The following is a 23,058-nucleotide window of genomic DNA, read 5'->3' as shown; positions in this document are numbered from 1 at the left end:
ATAATAAAATACCGAAAAGGATTAATTAATTCCGAAAATTATTTTGCCATAGCCTGGCAAAACGCATAAATGAATAGATAATTAGGAATGCTCCAAAGATCTTTCTATAGGTAGGATCTATTTCAATCGGAAAACCGCTCCAAAAGATAATCAATAAACCCAATACAAAATAGAATAGGAACATGAATAGTCCTAAAATGGACAGAAATCGCTGTGTGGGCGATTTCTGTCTAAAATTATTTCTTGTTGAACGATCCGACATAGCGAATTACATTTGCGACAAGTCTAAGCGAATTGGCAATGAATAACGAACTGGAACCGGAACACCATTCTGGATAGCTGGTTGCCATTTCTTTGATTTCTTCAATGCAGTAATCGCTGCCTGTCCTGTACCGTATGAAACATCTCTCACCACTTTAATATCAGTAAGGGATCCTGTCTTGTCAATAACGAATGACAACTCAATTGTACCCTTCACACCAGCATCGATTGCTGCCTGTGGATATTGAAGCGTATTCTGAACAAAAGTACGGAACGCATTGATACCACCTGGGTATGATGCTGGAACCTCAACAGCCTCAAAGTCATAGATCTTGTTACTACCGTCTTCTACGCCTTTGGTACTACCTGTAATAGATCCTTCCACTTTCTTAGGTCCGAACTCTCCAGTTGGAACACCTGAAGCACCTGGGGTACCTTTCAAGGTAATACGTGCTGGAGTTGCGTTCTTCTCTTTAATCTCTTCTTGAGAAACAACCTCTTCCTTAACTTGTCTTGCATCTACAACCTTCGGCTCCGGGAAACGGATTAAGTCTTCCTTCGGTGGTTCCTCTGCAATACGTTGAGGTGGCTCTTCTTCTTGAGGAAGTGGTTCTTCTTCTTCTGGTGGCTCAGGAAGCTCTAAGTCTTCCAAAGTTACCGGAGTAACAATCTGCACATCTTCAACTGGTTTCTCAGGGAAAAGCTTTATATCAAAGGCCTTTACAGCCACGAAAGCTAAAACTACTGCCGAAACTGAGAATAAAGCGATATTGGTAGCTCTAGGCGCAAATTTACGCAGAGCATATGCCCCATATTCTTTATTTCTATTCTCAAAAACGACATCTAGCCATTCTTTCTTAAATAAATCTAATTTTGAACCAATCATTTTCTTTCGATTTAGCTAATATTATTCGTTATAGATTCCGTTAGTCTTCAAAACCTCAACTTCTTCAGGTTTGATCTTCGAAATCATAAAACGTTTAACATCAGTGATTTTCATTTCATCTAGTATGTCAACGAGGTTACGTTGTACAGACCTGTCACTTGGACGGATTACGACGATTAAGTCCTTACCTCCTGATACCTTAGGAACCTGCGCTTTTTTCTCTAAAACGATCTTTCTGATTCCTTCTTTGCTATAGTCTACCACAGCAGGTGGAGAGAGAGGGCTTGCCAATTGTCCGTAATACCAAGCAATTTTATTATCCGAACCTAACAATAAGGTGATTGAACGGTTATCCGCAATCTCAATGTCATCGACGATCGACTTATCCTTATTCTTGTCAGGCATGTTAACATCCATAGCTTGTGGCTTACTTAGCGACGTTGTAAGCATGAAGAACGTAATTAGTAGGAACGCTAGATCCACCATCGCGGTTAAATCTACCTTACCACCGTTTTTCTTCGACCTTACCTTACCGCCTTTTTTGCCGCCGCCGGAGTCTTGATTTAATTCTGCCATTTTATATCTTATTAATTCTCATGACGTAAACCTGTCACAAAACTAAATTTGTTCTGCTTTTGGTTACGCAATGTCTCGATAATCAAATTCATTACTGCGTACTTCTCTTCAGCATCTGCTTTGATAGCGACTTTCATCGCTCCCGGATCTTCCCAGCCCTTAACCTTACCTTCTTGGTCCCTATTGAATTCTACAGACGCTAAACGTGCCTGTTGAACCCAGTGGTATAGTTCGTTAGACAGCTCTTCCGTACTGTCAACAGGAATTCCTGGTTGGACGTCCATATTACGCTTATCCTTTTCTAAGGAAATCAATCCGCGCAATTGTTTGATTGGAACTCCAAAGTCATCCATCAGCTTGAACTTCTCATAGTCCTCGTTTGAAAAAGCGATGTTGTATTTTGCAGACATGTTCTTCAAGGTCATAACCCTAACATTTGGATTCTTAACACCGAAGAATATTTTCCCACCGTTACCTACAGTAATCACCGACAAGTTATCATCCGGCAATTTATCTAATGTAGTTGACTGTGGAGTGTCTACAGGCATCGTTTCTGGCTGACGTGCTGTCGCCGTCAAAACGAAGAATGTAAGAAGCAAGAAAGATACGTCGCACATCGCCGTCATATCGATCGACGTGCTGGCTCTTTTTACTTTTGCTTTTCCCATTTCTTTACTTCTTTAATGTGAACACTCTATTTCTTTTGTAATAATGATGCGAAACCGTTGAACATTGCATAAAATAATTCAACTTTTTTTTTCGAATCACCTTATTTGTGGTTTGCAGCGTATGTTTGTACGATTGAGAAACCAGCCTCGTCAATAGAATATGTTAATGTATCGATCTTAGAAGTTAAGATGTTGTAGAATACAATTGCAATTGTTGATGTCGCGATACCTGTTGCCGTGTTGATTAGGGCCTCAGAAATACCGTTCGCTAATTTTGCTTGATCTGGTGCACCACCTGTTGCTAAAGCCGAGAACGCTTTAATCATACCTGTTACTGTACCTAATAGACCTGTTAATGTACCGATAGATACTAATGTTGCAATAACTGTTAAGTTTTTCTCCAACATTGGCATCTCTAATGTAGTAGCTTCTTCAATCTCTTTTTGGATAGCCAATACAGATTTTTCTGTATCTAATCCTGGATGTGCTTCAACATCTTTATATTTTAATAATCCAGCTTTGATTACGTTAGCTACTGACCCTTTTTGTTTATCACATTCTTGGATAGCCGAATCAATGTTACCTGATCTTAATAAACCTTGTACTTTTCTTACAAAGTTTCCTACGTTTCCAGTTCCTGACGCTTTGCTAATTACGATGAAACGCTCGATTGAAAACACCCATACCATTAAGAATAATCCAATTAACACAGGAACGATCGCTCCAGCGTGGTAAACCATTCCTAAATAATTACCTGGTTTTGGTTGGTTCTCTGGATTCTCATCAATAAAGTTCGCCGGATCACCCATTACAAATTTGTAAACCAAGTAACCAATTACTAGACAAATGATAATTGCTAAACTTGCAAATAGATTACCCGCGTTGCCACTCTCTTGTTTAGCAGGGGCTGTTGTAGTTTTTGGTGCGTTTGCCATTTTTTACTAATTTTTAGATTTTTTACTGTTGTTTAATTATTAAGTTAAATTCAATTTAATGCAAGCTAAATGCCGTTATTTTACATTAATTCAAAACAAATATAGCATTTTCTGTTAAAAACAAAATTAATTTGAAGATATCTGATTATTTAACTTTTAGGCTGTGTTACCTACTCATTGACGTTCTTCAGCAGCTCTCAAATCAATGCTCCTTTTGTCGTATCACATAACGGTTGAATATTCCATATATTTTACAATGAAAACCATTTTTTTTATGAATTGCAAATTATCAAATCGTTAAATGTTAAAAATAAGTGAGTATTTACTTACAAAAGTAGTGCGCTACCAACTCCTTTTTCTCCCCCAAATAACCAGTATTTATTTGTTTTTTAAACGTTTACAAAACAATTCTTCAATTAACCCCCAAATGATTTTACCTGATACTTCTCAGAACTAAGATACTGTATAATTTTTTCCTTAAAATCTCCTTGTATCAATATTTCACCATCCTTGGAACTGCCTCCAACTCCACATTTTTGCTTCAAGGTCCGCGCTAAAGCGTCCAAATCAGCATGCGACCCCACAAAACCCGTCACAACCGTCACAACCTTCCCTTTCCGCTGCTTCTTGTCCAATCCTACCTTCAATTTTTGTTGCGCATTCGGAAGCGTCTCATCCGCATCTAATCCGTCCTCCATCGCATATTCAAAGTCATCCGATGTCGAATATACTATACCCTCAAATCGCTGTTTCTTCTGTTTCGCCATATCTAACAAATAATATTTAATGCATTTCCCTCTACCTTAATATTTATCTTATTCCCCAAGTCCATCGGCTCGCCATCTAAATGAACCGGAGCCTTTCCTTCCTGCTCAATACAGATTTTCTTGCCCGGAATAATCTCCACATATTCCGATTGATCTGCAGTCTTGTTGAAAAGATGGAAAATCATCATCGGTAAAGTATATAACGGAAATTTATGAACAATGCATACATCCAACAAACCATCATTTATCGAGGCGTTCGGAGCGATATAGGCATTGTTCCCATATTGTGGAGAATTGGCGACAGAAATCATGAAGGCTTCCCGTTCATAGATTTTGCCATCAATATTTAAGGTATATTTCTTGGGTTTATATTTACTTAATACATTGATTACGGTCCTTAGATAGCCAACTGGTCCCCGGAAAGTCTCAGAAGCAAATTTATCGCTTACCGAAGCATCAAAACCAATCCCGGCAATATTGAAAAAGCTACGGTCTCCAACCTTCCCGCAGTCTATCGAAACGCTCTCGAAACGATTGATCCTACGTAATGCGGCAGATTCGTTCATCGGAATCCCCAGATAAAGTGCCAAACCATTACCTGATCCCTCCGGAACAATCCCTAACGGAACATTGGAGCCAACCAATGCAGAACCAATTTCGTTGATCGTACCATCACCGCCAACTGCTATGACCGCATCATATCCCTCTTCAATGGCAGATTTAGCAAGCTCAAATCCATGATTAGCGTGATCGGTAACCTTAAAGGTGGGATCGAACCTGTTTAAATCGAGTACCTCTAGGACCTGCTTATTAAAAGTTGTCTTCTTCTTCCCCCCTGATACTGGATTGATTACAAACAGTATGCGCTTCTTTCTCATTTACGTCATTTAATTCCGCTAAAGATAATAATTTGAATGAAATACTTTTTAAATATTCCAAAGTATCGTAGATTTGTGCCACACAAAATGTGGACTGATTTGCATTTAGCATTATCATAATGTAAAATGGGAGATTGCAACCACAGTAAAAAAGTGCTAAAACCATTCGGGACAAATGATTTTTCACATACTGCCTGCTATTCCCTTCTAACGTTTATTATTTTTATGGCATATTTATTTACCTCCGAATCTGTTTCTGAAGGACACCCTGACAAAGTCGCAGACCAAATCTCGGACGCTTTAATCGACAACTTCCTCGCTTGGGATGAAGATGCCCGCGTAGCTATCGAAACACTAGTTACTACCGGTCAAGTGGTTTTAGCAGGTGAAGTGAAGTCCAAAATATACCTGGACGTGCAAAAAATCACTCGCCAAGTAATTGAAAAGATCGGGTACACCAAATCCGAGTATATGTTCGAGGCGAACTCCTGTGGAGTACTTTCCGCTATTCACGAACAGTCCGCCGACATCAACCAAGGGGTCGACAGAATCACCAAACAAGAACAGGGTGCCGGTGACCAGGGAATCATGTTTGGTTACGCGAATAACGAAACCGAAAACTTTATGCCCCTCGCTCTTGACCTTTCACATAGGTTATTATACGAACTCGCTGCGCTAAGACGTGAAAACGACCAGATCCCTTACCTACGCCCTGACGCAAAATCGCAGGTAACCTTGGAATACGACGATAACCACAAACCTATCCGTATTGATACCATCGTTATCTCTACCCAGCATGATGACTTCGCTTCTGAAAAAGAAATGCAGGAAAAAATTCAAGCTGATATCGTTAATATTTTGGTTCCTCGTGTAAAAGCACAGTTGAAGCCGGAACTTCAATCCCTATTTACGGATGAAATAAAATATCATATCAACCCAACGGGTAAATTCGTGATCGGAGGACCACATGGAGATACAGGATTAACAGGTAGGAAGATCATTGTTGACACCTATGGTGGTAAAGGTGCACATGGTGGTGGTGCGTTCTCGGGAAAAGACCCTTCAAAAGTTGACCGTTCTGCAGCCTATGCGACACGTCATATCGCTAAAAACTTAGTGGCTGCCGGAGTAGCAGATGAAATCTTGGTCCAAATATCATATGCTATCGGTGTTAAAGACCCTATGGGAATCTATGTCAATACATTCGGAACTAGCAAAGTCAACAAGACAGACGGCCAAATCGCATCCATCATTGCTGAGCTATTTGATATGACTCCGTATGGTATTGAGTCCCGCCTAGGCCTGCGCAACCCTATTTATGCTGAAACTGCTGCCTACGGACATATGGGCAGAACGCCTAAAACCGTAACCAAAACTTTTGAAAACTCAAATGGCGAAACTAAAACAGTCGAAGTGGACCTCTTTACCTGGGAAAAACTTGACTATGTTGACCAAGTAAAAAAAGAGTTTGGGATTTAAGATAGTATTACGTAATTAGTTTAGTATTTAGACTTGAAGGATGATGGAAGATACTAAATCCTTTAGCTGATGCTAATAAGATATAATATTTTTAGAAGCCGTTCCAAATCGTGGGACGGCTTTTTTGATCTCTTCTATTCTTGTTCCATTCTCGGTATATTCTTCTTCCTTATTAGTCCGCTTCAGCTTCGGGTGTAAAAGGAAGAAGAACTAAACGGGAAGGCTAAAAAAATAAAAGCTCCCCACATTGGAAGCTCTTTATGATTTTTGTTATATATTTTTTACGCTGTAACAGATGCCGATGATGTCGGAATTTGGCGATTTACTTTTTTCACCAACCCTTGAAGCACATTTCCTGGGCCAACTTCAACAAAACTTTCTGCAGCATCAGCCATCATTGTTTCAACAGATTGCGTCCAGCGAACAGCTCCTGTTAGCTGTGCAATCAAATTGTCTTTGATGGCCGTAGGATCCTGGTAAGGTAATGCATCATAATTCTGATAGATGGGGCAAACTGGAATTTGAATCTCCACATCCTCAATTGCAGCCTGCAACTCCTGTTTTGCAGCCTCCATCAAAGGCGAGTGAAATGCTCCGCCAACGTTAAGCTTTAATGCACGTTTAGCACCAGCTTCCAACAACTTCTCACAGGCTTTGTCCACTCCACTTACGGTCCCTGAAATCACCAGTTGCCCCGGACAATTGTAATTTGCCGCAACAACAATATCATCGACTTGCTCACACACCTCTTCTACGATAATATCGTCCAACCCTAAGATGGCAGCCATCGTGCCGGGTTCCACTTCTGTAGCCTTCTGCATTGCATTTGCTCGCTTTGCAACTAGACGAAGACCATTCTCAAATGAAAGAGCGCCTGCAGATACTAATGCTGAAAATTCACCTAAGGAATGACCAGCAACCATCGACGGTTGAAACTGCTCCCCTAGCGCTTTAGCCAATATCACAGAATGTAGAAAAATAGCAGGCTGCGTAACCTTAGTCTGTTTTAAATCCTCTTCTGTGCCATTGAACATGATATCAGTGATCCGAAATCCCAAAATCTCATTTGCCTTTTCAAACAATCCTTTGGTTTCTTCATTTAAATCGTATAAATCCTTGCCCATACCCACAAACTGGGCACCTTGACCTGGAAAAATGTATGCTGTTTTCATATGCTATTGTTTAGTTCAACAAAAATATACTTAATCTTCGGGTAGAAAAGAAAGTGATGAAAGATTTTCTTTACAAAAGACATCATTAGCTATCTCCCGTATTTCCTTTGAATTTACCTGATCGATCTTATCGAAGACCTCCTGTAGCCCAACCACACGGTCGTAATCCAAAATATTCTTTGCCTCAGCGATAATCAAGCTCATCCTATTCTCCTCTGCCAAAGCGATCTGCCCCTTAAATTTGTTTTTGCAACGTTCCAGAACTTGCGCACTCAACTCCTGTTCCATTAGTTTCTTAAGTTCCTTCCCAACTAATTTTAAGGTCTTATCAACCTTCTCATCGTCTGTTCCAAAATAGATACTGAACAAACCTGTATCTGAATAAAGGCTATAGTTGGATTCAATGGTATAAGCAATCCCATATTTTTCACGAATATTTAAGTTGAGGATATTGGACATACCATATCCACCCAATAAATTGTTCAGCAACAATAATCCTGTTTTTCTTGGGTCGTGAATTCCATAGGCTGGACCGCCAAGAACAACATGTGCCTGGTTGATTGGCTTTTCTCTTTCAACCAAGGATATCGGTCGCTTGATCAGTTCCTCAGCTACATGGGCCCAGTGAAAGGCATTGGAATCCCCAAAACATTTATTGGCAATGGAAAGCACTTTCTTTTCAGTATAATTCCCAGAGATCGCAATGACGATCTTCGAGGTATCATAATGCTGTTCGATAAATCTTTTTATATCTTTTTGGGAAATGGACTTGAGATCTTCTTCAAGGCCCAATATATTATGACCTAAACCCGAACCCTGGAAAACCAAATCCTCAAAATCATCCATGATGGATTCCTCAGGACTATCCAAATAAGAAGCCATTTCATCGAGGATAACCTCTTTCTCCTTGTCCATTTCATCCTCTGGGAAAATAGAGTGAAACAGAATGTCCTCAAATAAGTCCAATGCCCGACTTAAATATGGATTCAGGAAGGAGGCATGAACACAGGTATATTCCTTCGTCGTGTAGGCGTTTAAATCTCCCCCTACCGATTCAAGTCTATTTAAGATCTGATTGGTACTCCTACGCTCTGTTCGCTTGAAAAGCAGGTGCTCAATAAAATGTGCCGTCCCGAATTTCCCAATCTCTTCATGTCTGGAGCCCGCATCGACAATCAAGCAAACATGTGAAATCGTAGATGGATGGGGTTGAAATAATATCCGTAATCCATTCTCAAGTTGGAAAACCTTATGATCCATAATGAAATTTTGATTGACAAAGGTAAGGATTAAATCGAGATGTGTAATTATTGAATAATTAACTGTAAAAATGAAAGGTGACCACTTGGCCACCTTCCTTTAAAATAAATAGCTGATTTATTTTAGAAACTCTTATTACATGCGAGGCATTCTCATCCCTGGAGGCAAGCCATTGTCTATAGTTGGTGCCATGCCCGAGAACTTCTGCAACTTGAAGGTGAACGTAAGCATAAAATATCTACCCAAACGGTTCGTTCTTGTATCTGATATTAAATTATCCGAAAAAGTTCTATTAAGATTGACCTGTTCGTTTAATAAATCGAATGCCTGGAAGCGAAGGGTTCCCCTTTGATCCTTTAACAGCTTCTGCTCAATGTAAGTGTTAATAATAAAAGGATTGGCATTGGTTAAACTGCCGTATCCTCTATTGAAGGTCTTGGAAACATCAGCTCCAAAAATTGTGGTCGGCGTGAGATTGACCGAGCCGATAAAGGTTGGCGTTAGGCCCGATACAGCGGTATTATTCTGTGAAATTGAATTCTTGACCGTATTGTAGGAATATCTGATGCCTGGATTTAACTCCAGGTTCTCCGATGGATTGTAGCGGAACATTACTCCCTGCATAAACATCCAGTTATTGGCAATATTCTTCATCCCTTCTACTGCCGCCGCATCGGTGGAAGTATAGGCAACGTTTTTATTATAGGTTATCCCCCCCATTAACATCAAGTTATAGGTCTTCTCCTTCATCGATTTGCCAAAATGGTAAAAGGAATTAATCCCATAGACAGGCTCTTCTGTTTCATTGAGATAACGAGTCTCCGTGAGCACCCCAATTGTAGTGGGGACGCGTTTTACAAAGGATACAATTTTATCATTGGTCAAATTACCATTGACAAAGGCAAAGAATGTATTTCCTTTCTGAAAATCCCCTGCCCTAAACCTTAACATCATCTGATGCCTAAATTCTGGATTTAGATTCGGGTTCCCATAGGTCCTACGGAACTCATCCGTACTGACTTCATAGGGTAGAATTTGGTCTACCGTGGGTTCGGTAGTTGAACCTGAATAGTTGATGCTCAGATTTTTCTGACGTGAGAACTTATATTCAAACCTCGCTATCGGCATAATATTGAAGTTGCTTCGGTCAATTGGCGTGGTCTGATCGTCGTTTGCTGCTATACCTTTTAATAAGGAAGGTTGAACGGCAGCACCGATGGAATACTTAACCTTATCATTTTCAAAGGCATAGTTTGCTCCTATCCGATGGGTAGTAAACGAATAATCCTGATCATAATGAAAATTTACCGTACTCGTGTCTGTATTGGGAAAACTACTGCCGTCTTCATTAAATGCATCCTGATAGCGCCTGTTATCATAGCTGTTCTTGTTGAAATCATAGGTAAATTCTAGCTTTCCATTTTTTGAGATGGGTTCGATATATGATAAGCTTGTACCTGCATTCCAGCTCTTATTTTTAATTTCCTGTAATGTCTTTCTATATATTTCCTCATCCGTGGCAGTCGCATTGTTCGGATCTTCTGTTAACCTCCTTAAAATCCTATCGATATCACTATTTGTTGCGGCATTATCATAGTTGAAATTTAAAAACAGGTTCCTCCCTTTATCGTTTAATTTTCTATTGTACAACCCTGAAATACTATACCTTGGTGAATTGGAATTGGTTCCTTGGGTTTCATCCTCTGAGTTAAGAAACTGCTGGCCTATAAAAGATTCTGAAGATGTAACCGAGTTTATCCTATTGTCATTAAAGCCAAATTGCGGCGTTAGTTTAATATAGTCCCTATCGGTAATATTCCATTCGATATTGGCCTCCAATCTGTGCCTTGCCGTAATCGTGTTGACATCTGAATTTGATTTATCCTCTTGAACACCATCATCAAAAGTAAACTGATTGATCCGATCTGTTACCGTTGTATTATCATCCCTTCCGAAGGAGTAGTTCCCATATACTTTCAGCTTCTCGGAGAAATCATGGCGTACATTCAAACCGATCGATCCGACATTGGTCAGTCCGTCTCGATTCCCAGACATTCCGCCTCCACCCGGTCTACCTCCGCCGCCTTGACGTCTTCTTGCTCCTCCACCCATCGTATTGAAATCAAATAAAGGTGCATTGATATTATTGAGATTCCCTAAAACAGAAACCTGGGTTTTGTCGGTCATACCCATCCACATACCGGTAGCCTGATAGCGTTCATCTGAACCGTATCCAGCTCTTAAGGTCGTCATAAAACCCTTGTTATATTTTGGGTCGATCTGTATGTTGATGATTTTTTCAGAATCTCCGGACTTATTGCCGGTTACATTCGCCATGTCGCCATAATCGTCCACCACCTGAATCTTCTCGATAATATTTGCCGGAAGATTTTGTGTCGCAGTCTTTACGTCACCACCGAAAAAATCCTTCCCGTTGATGCGCACTTTCGTAACCGATTCTCCTTGTGCGGTCACATTCCCGTCCTTATCGACTTCCACTCCCTGCAGTTTCTTTAAGGCATCCTCCGCCACAGAGCCTTCGCGTAGCTTAAGGTCTTTTGTAGAATATTCTACCGTATCACCCTTTACCTGTACGGTCAACACGCCCTGAATGACCACTTCCTCAATTTGGTTATCATTAACCGCTAATTCAAAACTTGGAACCTGAATTTCCTTCTGCCCTTGGGGAAAATCAACTTCTTTTTCGTAGGGAGCGAAACCCAAGCTGCTCACACGAATCTTAAATTTTGTCGCACTGACATTTTCAAAGGTATAAAATCCGGCATTTGATGATCGGGTTGCCATCGTATCCGAATTCGTAACCAAATGAACCGTTGCTCCAGAAATCGGCCTTGACTCAGTATCCCGAAGCATCCCCGACACGACCCTGCCCGTCTGTCCGTAGACACTAATTCCAATTGCCAGCATGCATAAACATAGCAGGCCTCTCATAATTCTATCCATATATCGTTTAAACTAATTCTAGTTCAATGTTCCCAAAATCCAAACATCAAGCTTGGTTTTATAGGGACTCTTAACCGTCGGAGTATATCGTCCATACATTGACCCTCTTGGGTCTGGCCTGCTCTTGATAGTTTTCTGCAGTTGGGAAAACCTATTGTTAATCATGATTTGAATCGCTACGGGATCGTTGATTTTCTTGATCCCTATCGCCTGAATCGGAATTTTTGATTCATAAATCAAAACATCATTTTCTGCCAATTTTGCTACCGCTTTCACACCATAGGTGTTCTCAAAAGATAGCCTCCCATCAACAATATGAGCAAAACCCCTCACTCCATAACCCCTGCTTCGCTTGATCAACTCCTCTCGAACATTCATATTCGGTAAGTTATCGTCGTTTACCATCGCCCGAACAGATTCACTGTCAGGAATCGGAAAGACCAACTGTGCCCCGTCTTTCTTCTTTCCGTTGGGATTGATATTCACGATGATACCGTTACGCACAGCTTCCTGCTGAAGTGACAAATCCTTAATCTGAACCGCCGCATATAGAAACTTAGCGTCTTTGGTAAGAGCAAAACTCCAACTGGAATCTTCTCCTACCACCGATAGCTTTTCCCCCCACTCTTTCAAATCTCCATTTACCTCCACCTCGAAACTGGGTAAAAGAGCGAATCCTTCTTTTTTCTTCTGTGCCAATAAGCTTGAACTAGCTAATATGAGAATGGCAATAATGATATTCCTTTTCATATAAATTCTGTATTCTTCTTTTTGACAGCAGTATAAGAAAAATATTCTATTCCCGAATACATTACAAAGAAAAATACAAGAAGTGTAAATTAGTGTAAACGGATATTAATCATAGAAAAGTTACAGAAGTGGGTTTTGGTATTATGGCTATTAAAATTGTAAAATCTAAATACTTTATACTTCCTACTCTCCCAATTCTTACCTTTGTTACATGGAATCTATTTCATTATTATCTACCTATCAATATGATTTTATAGAAGCGGGATGTGATGAGGCGGGGCGCGGTTGCTTGGCGGGACCCGTATTCGCGGCAGCGGTAATCTTTCCTGCAGACTATTGCAACCCGATCCTGAATGATTCCAAGAAGTTGTCGGAGAAAAAGAGGATGGAGCTTAGGCCCATTATTGAAAAGGAAGCTTTGGCATTTGCTGTTGCCAGCGTCTCTGCGATGGAAATTGACAAGATCAATATCCATAAAGCATCATATTTAGCTATGCACAAAGCATTGGATAGCTTAGGAACTATCCCACAATTCCTGATTATTGATGGCAATAAGTTTATTCCATATCGTCAAACACCGCATGCTTGTATCGTTCAGGGCGACGGAAAATACCTTTCCATTGCTGCAGCCTCGATTCTTGCCAAAACCTACCGTGATGAGTATATGGAGGGTATTGCAGCTGATTTTCCGGAATACGACTGGCTTCAGAACAAGGGATATCCCACAATTAAGCATAGACAGGCGGTATTGAAGTTGGGACTGACACCTCACCACCGAAAGACCTTCAGGGTGACGGAGCCGCAATTGAAGTTATTTTAAAATATAAGCCTAGCAGAAAGAGACAGTCCACGTGAAGGGCACTGAAAAAGTCCTCATGATAAATTATAACTTCGAAAATGGTTGAAAACGGAGCGTTAAACCCTTGAAAATTGATTTGGGAAGTTAAGACGGAAGCTTTAATGTAGACAAAGAATATATGCTTATGAACATAAAATTTCATAAAGCCTTTTTCAATGGAAAGTTTTTCAATGCCCCCCTCCAAATGAGGACTGCCTCTTTTTATGAAGTAGTAAATGAAGATGATGGAAGTCAATGGGGGAATTTTCCGCAATCATACAGTCATGTAGGGTTAATGAATGGCGCATCTCGTATTGCTATTAAACTAGATAGGCCCATATCTCTAAATAATTAAGTTGACCTTAAATTTAACTTTGTTTAAAATGGTATATTATTTGTATGGTGAAACATCGAATAACGAGAATTACTATGAAAACATTACTTGGATTATCGGTAGTTGCGACTGCCTTGAGTCTGTCGAGTTGTAGTACAGATGACTCTAAGACCACTGATGGAAAGACACCTGTTACCATTCAGATAACAGATGCACCCGCTTATTATGATGGAATTTTCTTAGATATAGACCACATTGAGGTTATTACCGACGGTGGACGTGAGGTTATTGATGTGGATATCGATCCTTTTGATATTTTAGATTATCGCGAAGGTGAATATAAGTTTTTAGCAGAGCATGATGTTCCTTCTGGAAGATTACAAGAGGTAAGATTAGTTCTTGACGATGACAGCTACATTGTTGTAGACGGTGTCGAACATGGTTTAACCACCCCTAGTGGACAATCCTCAGGTGTTAAAATTAAAGTTCAGGACGATTTAATTCCTAACATTGCTTACACATTGGCATTAGATTTTGATGCTTCTAAATCAATTCACCAAACTGGAAACGGAAAATATATGTTGAAACCAGTTATTCGTGCTATTCCTGTTGCTGTTTCTGGAGCAATTACAGGTCTTATATCACCAATAACTGCAATGCCTCATGTGTTTGCTATTCAAGGGACCGATACTTTAGGCACTTTAGCTAGTCCTACTGGTAAATTCTATTTTCCTGGGGTTACTCAAGGAACTTATGATATCTTGATAGAGCCTACTGATGATGCTTACAAATCCTTAACTATTCAAGATGTAACGGTTACTACGGGTCAAACTAAAGATCTTGGAACTATTGAAGTTTTGACAAAATAGTCTTAAAAAATAATTTAAAAGGGGATACATGTGATGTGTCCCCTTTTTTTAATTGTTTAGACTTAATTTTTCCCCTCAATAGGTTTTTGCCTTTCATCTCTATGCTTGATAGATAACCAAATAGCAAATCCCAATCCTAATACCAATATAATTGACGCTATCAATGAGATCGTTTTGCTTACTTTCATTGACTCAGGTGCAAATATAAACTCAACTTTATGGTTTCCCCCTGGAAGGGAAAGACCCCTTAGCAGGTAATCCGTACGGATAATTGGATACTCCTCCCCATCCACATAAGCCTTCCAGCCCTTGTCATAGAATATCTCAGAGAATACGGCAAAAACATTGTTACCTGCCGAATACTCATATTTCAAGGTGTCAGGATGGTATGATACCAACTTAATTTCTGCATTATTCGGCTGTCCGATTGTCTTATCGCCTAATTGCCCCTTCAAACCCTCATTGATAATTGCCTCTTTTTTAGGGTCAAAATTACTTAAGGCACTCATTTCAGCCTGGTTGCCGTTTACAAATTTAATGTTATTGACAAACCATGCATTCCCCAGTGCCGAACTTCTACGCTGAATACGGTCCGAATTGTTGCTTTGATCCTTTGTGATGATATAACGAACATTCAACATATCCAAAACGTCCTCATTGATGTCGCCGTTGAACTGATTCTCCAATAGTTCCTGAAAACGCATCAATTTGGCAGCATGGTAGCCCCCGATACTTTTATGGAAATAAGAGGCACCAGCATCGTTGAAAGGACTTGTTGTCAAATCAAATACCCGATATGAAAGATCTTTGTCAAGGTGGATCAACTGATCGACCTCACGCTCAGGAATGGGTTTCTCATAAATGCTTTTATCCACAAATGATTCATTGTTCAGATAACGCTTGTCGACAGACCAAAGGTCAACCAAGGTGATCACCGCAATTGCTGCGATTAATACACCGGCAGATAATTTCTTCTTAATAAAGAACCAAACGAAAGCAAAGGTCAGTGCAACGATGAAAAATGATCTCCATGCATCTTTTGAAGCCATGTCTGAACGGTCAGCCAACAAGGAATTGACTAATTCGCTTGCTAAACTAGGATCCGGCATACTCTGCTGCACTGATGTTACGAAGTCCTGATGCGTAGAATTGCGTAGTGACAATAAACTTGGCATCAATGCAATCAATAGACAGATCGCAGCTAATGCTCCGCCCGTATAGAGTACTTTTTTATCTAAATCCTTAATTTCATTACCTCTGCTTATAATTTCATTCAGCCCCATAATTGCCAATAAAGGAATAAGGACAGAAGGAATAACCAAAATCGACTCCACTGCTCTGAACTTATTGTACATAGGGAAATAATCAAAGAATAGGTCGGAGATAAAAGGTAAGTGACGGCCAAATGCTAAGAAAAGGGTTAGAAGAGTAGCTGACAAGATCCACCATTTTAATCTATCCTTTACAACAAATAATGCCAGTACAAATAGGAAGATTACCCCCGCCCCAAAGTACCAAGGCCCTGAGGTAAAGGTCTTCTCTCCCCAATAGGTTGGAAACGCCCTATTGGCATATTGTAGGGCCTCACCTTGCGGCACCCCTAATTTTGTTAATGTTTTTACGGTATTGGACTCAGCATTGAAAGTTCCTCCGGTTTTTCCACCATAGGCATTGGGAATTAGAAATGTAATATTTTCACCAATTCCTTGGCTCCATGCATAGGCATATTCCTTATCTAATCCTGCGGCATCCTTACCGTCTTCCGTCGTCTTGGTCAGATTTGCTTTACCACGAATGGTCTCTTTGCTATATTCATAGGTAGGGAACAAAACCGAAGCATTGACCAGAACAGCAATCACAACACCAATTAATTGCAGGCCTGTAGCTTGCAGGAATTTATTTAATTTTTTATCTCGGATAGCATAGTACAGTTCAAAACCTACCAGGACCAATAGCGCAAGGAATAGATAATACGTCATTTGGATGTGGTTTGCCCTTAATTCCAAGGCCAGGAACAGCGCGAGCAGGCTCGGCCCCCAGAATTTGCTTCCTCTGTAACAAAGGATCACCGAACCGATAATTGGGGCCATATAGGCAATGGCATACGCTTTATTGATATGCCCTGCCTCGACATAGATCATATTGTAGGATGAAAACGCCAATGCAACGGCGCCGATTGCCGCTACCCAGGGCCGGATTTTAAGGACCGAAAACAGGAAATATCCACCTAATAGGAACAGTAGAAGGACATCCGAAGGCGGCGGAAATACCGCACGGATGGCAGGGCCGATATGTGTGGTAATATTACTGGCATGATCGTACCAGATTTGATAGGTTGGCATACCACCGAACATGGAATTTGTCCATAATGGCGTGTTCCCGTCTTTTTCTTTATAGTCAAAAATCTCTTTTTGGCTTCCACGAGCCTGCATAACATCACTCTGCAATAGGGTCTTCCCTTGCCAAACGGGCGTAAAATAAAACACCACTAAAAGCAAAAAGATGCCTATAATGATTAAGTGATTCTGATTTTCCTTAAACCAAGTTTTCATTTAGTATATGAATAGGATTATTAATGATATAGCCCCAAAAATATAGAATTGATGTGAGATTTGACATATGTGTATCAATAAATGTCATTATTTAGGAGTTTGAGGTTGTCCTTTTTGAGGGGAGAACGAACAATCCGGCTTTAATTACCTTAGATATTCCATCCCAGTTGAATTGGGAATTATGTCACGCCAATGGTGTTGAATTATTCGTAGTTCAATAAATTTCCATAGATTTCGTGTCGATGGGATTCATAGGGTAAATCATCCGGCCTTGGAGAGGTCTTGGGCGAACGAAAGTTCGAAGGCCAATTTCCATCGGTGACAGAACCTGTCCAAGCCCTGATGGAAATTGAAGGGATCAACTATCCTTTTTGAATCAGATCTTTGATATTTGATAGTTCTCCAAATAATACCAATAGATCATTCTCCATTAAAACCGTATCGGATTTAGCGATGCCAGAGGCTTGCTTGTTAATTTTGGTGTTCCCCTCTTTGGTCATTTCATTCTCTACATGAACGGTAGTCAGAACGATCACTTTATATCTATTGGTCAGATCAGCTTCCTTCAGCGTCATGCCAACGTATTTACTGGGAACCTTCGTTTCGATGATGCTATACCTGTCGGAAACCTTAAATGAATCTACGATATCGATATTGTCCAAACGCATCGCCAATCGTTCTGCCGCTTCCTCCTCCGGCATAATATGCTCATCAATATTCATCGCTTCAAGAACAGTTTTCTGGAGATCCGACACCACGCGGCCAATGATACGTTTTACCTTCAGCTGCTTTAACAGCGCTACGGTCAAAAGACTTGCTCCCTCCTCCTCTCCAATAGCAACTATCACAGCATGGCTTTCTCTTAAGGGCAGGGAGCTTACCGCATCCTTATCCGTAGTGTCCATACATACCGTATGGGTAATTCGATCCTTGGTCTGCTCCACGATGCTCATGTTCTTATCCGCAGCAATGACCTCATGCCCTAACTCTGTCAGATGGATGGCCAATGACCTTCCAAAATGCCCTAATCCTAATACGATATACTTCATACCTTAATACAATATCTTTTCAGTTGGATAAATATAACTCTTGTTCTTGGTGTTCTTAATAAATGCGACCAATAATGTCAACATACCAACACGTCCGACAAACATGGTAAACATCAAAATAATCTTGCTCGTTGCCGAAAGAGACGGCGTAATTCCCAGCGAAAGTCCACAGGTGGTATAGGCAGAGACCGCTTCAAATAGTAAAGGGATCATTTGTTGGTTGGGATCTGAAAAATTGAGCAGAATAAAACTTAGGGCAATCGTCAAAATCGAAAGCAGTATAATGGCAAAGGCTTTGTTTACAGACTCCGATGCGATGCGTCGCTTATAGATTTCAATAGATTCCTTGCCTTTGGCGAGTGCAACGATGTTCATCAGGGCAATTGCGACCGTCGTTACCTTAACACCGCCACCGGTCGATCCCGGGGATACCCCTACCCACATTAAGGTTACGAACATTATCACCGTGGGAATATTTACAAAATTCAGGTCCACGCTGTTAAAACCTGCAGACCTTGCTGAATTCGCCATAAAGATCGAGGTAACCCATTCTCCATAATTCGTTCTATCCGCCATCAAGCTGTGATTTTGCTCCAATGCAAAAAATGAGATCGTTGCCAGAACAATAAATATGCTGTTGCACAAAACAATAAACCTTGAATTAAACGAAAAAACTTGCGGTTTATGTCGATAATTCACTTTTTTCACCAATCTACATAGGATGGCGTTTATCTTTTCCCTAATCCAGGTATAGAAATTGAAAATGGTACCGAAGCCAAATCCACCCAATATAAACATGGAGGATACGGCCAATTGAAAATTATAGTTGAACCGATAATTATCGTTCATCACCCCATCTTTTATGATCGTAAATCCAGCATTACAAAATCCAGATATGGCATGAAAACAGGAAAAGAATATCATCTCTCCCACGGAGTCGAACAGCGTGGCATCCAATGAGGAAAAAATTAAAATCGCACCAATCAATTCAAAAAGCAGGGTGATAAAGATAATGGTCAACAAGGTCGATATTACGGAGTTTAATTTATTTTCACCCAGGATCTCTCCAAACATCAATTGATTTTTGAAAGAGAAGCCACCGGAGAAAAAATACCCAAAGAATCCGGTAAAGGTCATGATTCCCAGACCGCCGACTTGGATTAGCGCCATAATAACCGATTGTCCGAACAAGGAAAAATTGGTCGAGATATCGGTAGTGGAAAGCCCCGTGATACAGACTGCGCTGGTGGCCATAAAGAAAGCGTCCACAAAACTTAATGGTGCCTCTAGCGTAGTTCTTGGCAGCATCAGTAGAAATGACCCCAACAGAATCAAGCCCAAGAAACTTATCACAAATAAAATCGTGGGGTTAAAGTAGAAATTATCGAAAAACAAGCTGTTCTTTGATAATTCCGAAAGGAACATAATGGCTATTCCCAAGTAAAGCCATTCGTCTTTGGCAAATGCCGACAAAAACCCACCACTGACCCGGGATATGGTAATCAAAAGAAAATAGGCGCTGACCAGAACCCCGGTATAATGGGACATATTGATTCGCCGCGCCACCAAGATGGAAGCGGTTGTCCTGAAGATTTCGATTATGAAAAGGCCGTAATATAGCCCAATGACGATATCCTCGGTTAATCTAGCGACCTTTGGATCGGTAATATAGCCCACATGCATCACCATCACTGCTGCACTAATCAAACTGATATAGAACAGGACCTGATCTACTACTTTTCTCTTGTATCTAAAAATATATTTTAGGAAGCTATATACCGAATCCATCTAATTACAAACATAGTAATATCTATCTTAATGAAGGAAAAGGTAGGGACCTTAGCGAAGTTTTAGCACCGACCAATACCACAAGCCTTTGAAATTCAACCAAGTAATGGAAACTAAAAATAAACTTTCACGTGAAACTAATCTTGCTCCTCTTCTTCTTTATCTTTCTTTTTAAAGAGGCCCTTAAAGAATTTTCCGGTCTTTTTAATCACACCCTTCGCCTCATCTGCCACTTCTTTACCGGTCTCAGCAGCCCCCATTAGCTTGGCCTCGCGCTCCTTACTGATTCCTGTACATTGTTTTATACCATCAAGCATACTTTGCCACATTGTCTTGAAAAAGGTATGCTCAGCTACACGTCTGTAATTCACCTTGCCAATGTGGTATTTCTCGTTCGCATCCGGATTGCTGTCGTTGATCAGGATGTTGTTAACGACAAAGGAAAGGACACCTTTCTTGGTCTTGCTCATGCCGGGATCCACCGCATTAATCAAGTTTAATTTAAGGTGATCGTAGTCAAAACGAAAATCCCCCCAATTCCGGTAATCGTTCGCCTGATAATTAAAGCTGATACCCCTAATATTCCCAGATGCTATTTCTGCATTTAATAATGGGGTCAGAATCTTATTGAATGCGGTTGCTTGCATCCTGCCCAAGGAACCTTTATAGGTGTGATACCCGTCCTTACTCAACATATCGAAGCCAAACTGTATCTTAAGTAGCCCAGCATTCATAATTTTAGCCTGCAAATCTGCGCGCATATATTTGTCCCTTACCAGATGCGTGCTGTCATTGGTAACATTGGTCAAGGTACCTCTAGCATTATTGAAGGTAATAACCCCCTCCTTATTGAACTTCGCTGAATACTCTCCGTACAGCACATCCACGTTCTCAACAAATACGGTATCGATTTTAATCAACTGGTTGACTTTCATCAATTGTTGCTGGGGCGACTTTCCTAACTTTGAACTGCTCTTTTTGGGATAGCGCTTATCATTGTATAAAGAGACTGAGCCATTTTTAATCTGTACGTTCTGAGCAACGGTCTGTTGGTTGTCAATCAATTCTTTGAAATCGAGCCTTTCAAACCGTAGGGTATCGAATTTCATTACCGCCATGGTGATATTCTGATTCCTTGCTTTAAAATAGGCCGACTTGCTCATTTTTGGAGCATACTCAACTTTTGTTAATAGCACATTCTGATCCCTCGTGTTCAAGAGCAAACGGTCAAATTTTGCTCTGTATATCCCATTTGAAAGTTCGTACTCGAATTTCGGAACTTCCACTTCCACCATCTTGGTATAAAAAAGTCTAGTGGTATCGTGGATGGAAGCCTGGTCCACTAGGATATCGTGAACCTTTATTCCAATGCTATCTAATAAAATATCTGATGATTTTCCCGCCTCAATTTTGGAAAACTTAAACTTTACATTATCGATATTGATATCCCTAACATTGACCGAACTAAAAACGTCCTTGATATTGTCATATAGGGTTTTTGACTCTTTAGGCTGAATGGTATCGTTATAGGCGTGCCTTTCGGATATCATATGGATATCCGGGGAATCAAATGCAATTTCCTTAATATAGAGTTTCCTATTTTTAATGACATCCCAGATATTAAACCGTCGAACCTTTAGAGCCGCCAATTTTATATGGTAACGGCTGTTCGGAGCTTCCTTTGATAGGACCATGTTACGGTAAACGTTAGAATCCGGAATCAGTTCCGCATTGACCAAGGTTGCATTTCCTAAGGTAATATTCAAGTCCAAATCATCATATTTCAAGGAATACAATCCATTCGTCGACTTGGAGACGGTCTCCTTCAGTTTGGCCTCAACAAGAGGCTTCCAATTTCGGCTATAGTACCAGCCGACAATAAATACAGCCGCAATTAATACGGCAACTATTCCAATAATCCATTTCCAAATAGGTTTCATAAGTTTCTATAAACGGTTTATCCCCTCATTATGTTAACTTTTAACAATAATTTAGCCAATATGTTTAAAGTCACGATAAATAAATTTCTATTGAAATTAAAACCAATCTTTTAAGTATAGCTTTTTGTCGAATAAAGAACTTAAGGAGCCTTAGTTCCGATTGTTTTCATTGTGATAGATGCTCAGATAGCTTTCATACCTTGAGGGTTCAATACCTCCATTTTCCAAGGCCTGAAGCACTGCGCATCCGGGTTCATTGATGTGGCGGCAATTATGGAACCTACACTGATTGAGCAATTTTCTCATTTCAGGAAAGTAATGGGAAAGCTCCTGAGGTTCAATATCAACGATGCCCAATTCGCGGATCCCTGGAGTGTCGATCAATTTACCACCGAAAGGCAAATCAATCATTTCGGCAAAAGTCGTGGTATGCTTCCCTTTATCGGACCAATCCGATATCATCCCTGTTTTTAAATCCAAACCAGGTACAATCGCATTGATTAATGTCGATTTGCCCACGCCAGAATGCCCCGAGACTAATGTTATTCTATCCTGAAGTACCCCATTTAGGGTTTCTATGTTTTCTTTTTCCAACGCAGAAACCGTGTAGCATACATACCCTAGGTTTTCATAGATGGCAACATAGTCAGCCAGAATTTCAAGGCCTTCATCCGAAAAAAGATCGAGCTTATTGAACACCAGGCCGGCCGGAATGCCATAGGCTTCTGCTGTCACTAAAAAACGGTCAATAAATCCCAATGAGGTTGCCGGTGAGGCTAGGGTCACCACTAAAAGTGCCAGATCAAGGTTGGCGCCTATAATCTGGGTTTGCTTGGACAGATTCACCGATCGCCGGATGATATAATTCTTCCTGGGTTCAAGCCCGCTGATTACCCCGCTCTGCTGACCGTCCTCCAACTCAAACTCTACCCTATCGCCTACAGCGATCGGATTGGTCGTTTTAATACCCTGTGTCCTGAACTTACCCTTGATCCTACACTCATACCGCTTTCCTGAATCATCCAAAACTTGATACCAACTACCTGTTGATTTAGTTACTAGTCCTCGCATAGCTGTTCTCCATATATTTTT

The 23,058-nt window shown here is 40.5% G+C and carries 20 protein-coding genes; 4 read left to right on the top strand and 16 right to left on the bottom strand.

What is annotated here, in order from left to right; genetic code table 11:
* Positions 1–25 precede the first annotated feature (25 nt).
* From E0Y80_RS20540 to E0Y80_RS00175, 7 genes are all read right to left on the bottom strand, one after another.
* On the bottom strand, positions 26–262 hold the full coding sequence (locus E0Y80_RS20540) for a hypothetical protein (protein ID WP_197091418.1): 237 nt from the start codon (positions 260–262) through the stop codon (positions 26–28).
* Between the two features lie 6 nt (positions 263–268).
* On the bottom strand, positions 269–1,147 hold the full coding sequence (locus E0Y80_RS00200; protein WP_156305318.1) for an energy transducer TonB: 879 nt from the start codon (positions 1,145–1,147) through the stop codon (positions 269–271).
* Between the two features lie 21 nt (positions 1,148–1,168).
* Entirely contained in the window at positions 1,169–1,723 is a 555-nt protein-coding gene (locus E0Y80_RS00195) for an ExbD/TolR family protein (protein ID WP_156305317.1), read from the bottom strand.
* Between the two features lie 11 nt (positions 1,724–1,734).
* Positions 1,735–2,391, bottom strand: a complete 657-nt coding sequence (locus E0Y80_RS00190) for an ExbD/TolR family protein (protein WP_156305316.1) — start codon at positions 2,389–2,391, stop codon at positions 1,735–1,737.
* Positions 2,392–2,492: 101 nt separating this feature from the next.
* Positions 2,493–3,326 (bottom strand): MotA/TolQ/ExbB proton channel family protein, encoded by an 834-nt coding sequence (locus E0Y80_RS00185; RefSeq protein WP_156305315.1) that lies wholly within the window; start codon positions 3,324–3,326, stop codon positions 2,493–2,495.
* A gap of 416 nt (positions 3,327–3,742) precedes the next feature.
* Positions 3,743–4,093, bottom strand: coding sequence for a translation initiation factor (locus tag E0Y80_RS00180; RefSeq protein ID WP_156305314.1), 351 nt, complete (start codon positions 4,091–4,093; stop codon positions 3,743–3,745).
* A 2-nt stretch (positions 4,094–4,095) separates the two neighbouring features.
* On the bottom strand, positions 4,096–4,971 hold the full coding sequence (locus tag E0Y80_RS00175; RefSeq protein ID WP_156305313.1) for a diacylglycerol/lipid kinase family protein: 876 nt from the start codon (positions 4,969–4,971) through the stop codon (positions 4,096–4,098).
* A 225-nt stretch (positions 4,972–5,196) separates the two neighbouring features.
* Here E0Y80_RS00175 and metK point away from each other — a divergent pair, with 225 nt between their 5' ends.
* On the top strand, positions 5,197–6,450 hold the full coding sequence (gene metK, locus E0Y80_RS00170) for a methionine adenosyltransferase (RefSeq protein WP_156305312.1): 1,254 nt from the start codon (positions 5,197–5,199) through the stop codon (positions 6,448–6,450).
* A gap of 281 nt (positions 6,451–6,731) precedes the next feature.
* Here metK and fabD read toward each other — a convergent pair whose 3' ends face one another.
* The 4 genes from fabD to E0Y80_RS00150 all read right to left on the bottom strand — a co-directional run bounded on the left by fabD (position 6,732) and on the right by E0Y80_RS00150 (position 12,596).
* Positions 6,732–7,622, bottom strand: coding sequence for an ACP S-malonyltransferase (gene fabD, locus E0Y80_RS00165; protein ID WP_156305311.1), 891 nt, complete (start codon positions 7,620–7,622; stop codon positions 6,732–6,734).
* Positions 7,623–7,652: 30 nt separating this feature from the next.
* Positions 7,653–8,882, bottom strand: coding sequence for a M16 family metallopeptidase (locus tag E0Y80_RS00160; RefSeq protein ID WP_156305310.1), 1,230 nt, complete (start codon positions 8,880–8,882; stop codon positions 7,653–7,655).
* A gap of 135 nt (positions 8,883–9,017) precedes the next feature.
* Positions 9,018–11,846 carry an outer membrane beta-barrel protein gene (locus E0Y80_RS00155; protein WP_156305309.1) on the bottom strand — a complete coding sequence of 943 codons (2,829 nt, stop codon included), beginning with the start codon at positions 11,844–11,846 and terminating at the stop codon, positions 9,018–9,020.
* A gap of 18 nt (positions 11,847–11,864) precedes the next feature.
* The gene (locus E0Y80_RS00150; protein WP_156305308.1) at positions 11,865–12,596 is read right to left on the bottom strand and encodes a DOMON domain-containing protein; all 732 of its coding nucleotides are present in this window, start codon (positions 12,594–12,596) and stop codon (positions 11,865–11,867) included.
* Between the two features lie 211 nt (positions 12,597–12,807).
* Here E0Y80_RS00150 and E0Y80_RS00145 point away from each other — a divergent pair, with 211 nt between their 5' ends.
* The 3 genes from E0Y80_RS00145 (at position 12,808) to E0Y80_RS00135 (ending at position 14,637) form a co-directional block, all read left to right on the top strand.
* Positions 12,808–13,416, top strand: a complete 609-nt coding sequence (locus E0Y80_RS00145; RefSeq protein ID WP_156305307.1) for a ribonuclease HII — start codon at positions 12,808–12,810, stop codon at positions 13,414–13,416.
* Positions 13,417–13,579: 163 nt separating this feature from the next.
* Positions 13,580–13,789: a hypothetical protein gene (locus tag E0Y80_RS00140; RefSeq protein WP_156305306.1), complete on the top strand. Its 210-nt coding sequence runs from the start codon at positions 13,580–13,582 to the stop codon at positions 13,787–13,789.
* A 74-nt stretch (positions 13,790–13,863) separates the two neighbouring features.
* Positions 13,864–14,637: a DUF4382 domain-containing protein gene (locus E0Y80_RS00135; protein ID WP_197091417.1), complete on the top strand. Its 774-nt coding sequence runs from the start codon at positions 13,864–13,866 to the stop codon at positions 14,635–14,637.
* A 62-nt stretch (positions 14,638–14,699) separates the two neighbouring features.
* Here E0Y80_RS00135 and E0Y80_RS00130 read toward each other — a convergent pair whose 3' ends face one another.
* The 5 genes from E0Y80_RS00130 to rsgA form a co-directional block, all read right to left on the bottom strand.
* On the bottom strand, positions 14,700–17,189 hold the full coding sequence (locus E0Y80_RS00130; protein ID WP_156305304.1) for a YfhO family protein: 2,490 nt from the start codon (positions 17,187–17,189) through the stop codon (positions 14,700–14,702).
* A 362-nt stretch (positions 17,190–17,551) separates the two neighbouring features.
* The gene (locus E0Y80_RS00125; RefSeq protein WP_156305303.1) at positions 17,552–18,238 is read right to left on the bottom strand and encodes a potassium channel family protein; all 687 of its coding nucleotides are present in this window, start codon (positions 18,236–18,238) and stop codon (positions 17,552–17,554) included.
* 3 nt (positions 18,239–18,241) lie between these two features.
* Complete coding sequence (locus tag E0Y80_RS00120) at positions 18,242–20,026, bottom strand: TrkH family potassium uptake protein (RefSeq protein ID WP_156305302.1); 1,785 nt, start codon at positions 20,024–20,026, stop codon at positions 18,242–18,244.
* 137 nt (positions 20,027–20,163) lie between these two features.
* Complete coding sequence (locus E0Y80_RS00115) at positions 20,164–21,966, bottom strand: AsmA family protein (protein WP_156305301.1); 1,803 nt, start codon at positions 21,964–21,966, stop codon at positions 20,164–20,166.
* A 150-nt stretch (positions 21,967–22,116) separates the two neighbouring features.
* Positions 22,117–23,037: a ribosome small subunit-dependent GTPase A gene (gene rsgA / locus E0Y80_RS00110; protein WP_156305300.1), complete on the bottom strand. Its 921-nt coding sequence runs from the start codon at positions 23,035–23,037 to the stop codon at positions 22,117–22,119.
* Positions 23,038–23,058 lie beyond the last annotated feature (21 nt).

Source organism: Sphingobacterium endophyticum, assembly GCF_009733535.1.
GTDB classification, from domain to species: Bacteria; Bacteroidota; Bacteroidia; order Sphingobacteriales; family Sphingobacteriaceae; genus Sphingobacterium; species Sphingobacterium endophyticum.
The sequence above is the reverse complement of the archived record's forward strand: the minus strand, read 5'-3'. Positions and strand labels throughout refer to the sequence as shown.